Annotated in this window: 2 protein-coding genes; both read left to right on the top strand. The window is 42.3% G+C overall.

All coding sequences use genetic code 11. From position 1 onward, the window contains the following. Positions 1-1408, top strand: a 1408-nt coding sequence (locus tag QZY09_RS08670) for a T9SS type A sorting domain-containing protein (RefSeq protein ID WP_295671104.1), incomplete at its 5' end; no start/stop codon positions are given. A gap of 85 nt (positions 1409-1493) precedes the next feature. After that, a partial coding sequence (locus tag QZY09_RS08665; RefSeq protein ID WP_367119195.1) for a DHH family phosphoesterase occupies positions 1494-1848 on the top strand: 355 nt, incomplete at its 3' end.

Raw genomic sequence — 1848 nt, 5'->3', positions numbered from 1 at the left:
TATCCTGCGCATTGTAGGTGGCTCAGACCTGGAATCACAGGTGGTCGAAGCCTACGATTATGTAAGAGAGATGCGCCGGCTTTATAATATTACGCATGGAGCTAAAGGCGCATTTGTTGTGAGTACGAATTCCTCTTTTGGATTGAATGGCGGTCCGGGAGGAGCAAGACATGTAAACTATCCAATCTGGTGTGCTATGTACGACAGCATGGGTGCTGTAGGTATACTAAGCGCCGCCGCTACTGCAAACACGGCCTGGAACATTGATGTGAATGACGATATACCAACCGGTTGCCCAAGTAAATTTTTAATAACTGTTACCAACACCACAAACCACGATTTATTGAATGCACAGGCTGCATGGGGTGACACTACTATTGATTTAGGAGCACCGGGCAGCGGCATTTACTCTTGTGAACAAAATAACAGCTACGGTATTATGTCGGGCACCTCTATGTCTTCGCCACATGTGGCTGGTGCAGTTGCATCAATGTATGCTGCGGCCTGCAATAAATTATTAACTGATAATAAAACATCTCCCGATTCAATTGCTTTGTTGATAAAGCAGTTTTTATTAAGCGGTACTACTCATCTTTCTTCATTGTATAATTTAACGGTAACCGGTGGCAGGCTCAATCTTTTTAACGCCATTAAAAATCTTGATGAATATAATTGCGGTGCATGCAATTTTACAACCTCGCTAACCACTACGCAACCCGCCTGCAGCAATACCTGCAACGGTTCTATTCAATTAAACCTGCAGGGCGCAGGTACCTTTAGTTATACCTGGAGCACCGGCACTACCGGGCTTCCTGCTATTACCAATTTATGCCCGGGCACGTATAGTGTAACTATAACCAATTTGTCAACTAATTGCAGCGAAGTTCAAAACGCGTATCTGTATAAGCCCGATAGTATTGTGGTATCTTCTATCAACACAATTCCGGCGCAGGCAGGCGATTCAGGCAATATTATAGTTACGGCCCATGCCGGTAACTACCCGCTTCAATATTCGCTCGATGGAATTCACTACCAGCAGGCGTCAACATTAATTATCAGTAATAACGGAAACTATAATGTGTTTATTAAAAACGGTGTTGGCTGCGTGGTGGAACAAAATATTATCGTTTCAGGTACTGAAGATATTTCCAATTCTCTCAGCTGGGCTGTTTTTCCTAACCCGGCAAACCAGGAATTGAATATTTCATTTAATCTGTCACATGATGCCAATGTTTCTTTAATCATTACCACTATTTTGGGACAGAAAATTTTTACCAATGCTCAAACTATTGTAGCGGGCATACACACTATTTCGCAGGACTTATCGTCACTTTCTCCGGGTACATATTTTATAACCCTTGCTAATGCTAATTTCGGCGCTACAAAAAAATTTGTGGTAACTCGTTAGCCTGCACATTTAAAAAAATCTTTGCTCTTTGCTTCTTTAGGGGGAAGAAACACTCACAACACTTCTAAGTTTTTTAATTTGCGGCATGCAAAAAAGATGGGTAGTAAAGTCGGCGGATGAGAACAAGGTGAAGACTTTGCAGGAGGCACTTAAAATACACCCCATTATTTGCAAATTACTGGTGCAGCGTGGCATTGAAACTTTTGAACAGGCCAAAGCATTTTTTCGCCCTTCGTTAGACGATCTGCATGATCCCTTTTTGATGAACGGGATGGATAACGCCGTAAACCGTATAGCCACGGCCATTGCCAATAATGAAAAGATACTGATTTACGGCGATTATGATGTGGACGGAACAACTGCAGTGGCAACGGTATACTCGTTCTTTAAAGAGTTTTATCCAAACCTTGATTACTACATACCTAACCGCTATACAGAAG

Origin of the sequence: uncultured Mucilaginibacter sp., assembly GCF_903913935.1 — a bacterium.
Lineage (GTDB): Bacteria > Bacteroidota > Bacteroidia > Sphingobacteriales > Sphingobacteriaceae > Mucilaginibacter.
The sequence above is the reverse complement of the archived record's forward strand: the minus strand, read 5'-3'. Positions and strand labels throughout refer to the sequence as shown.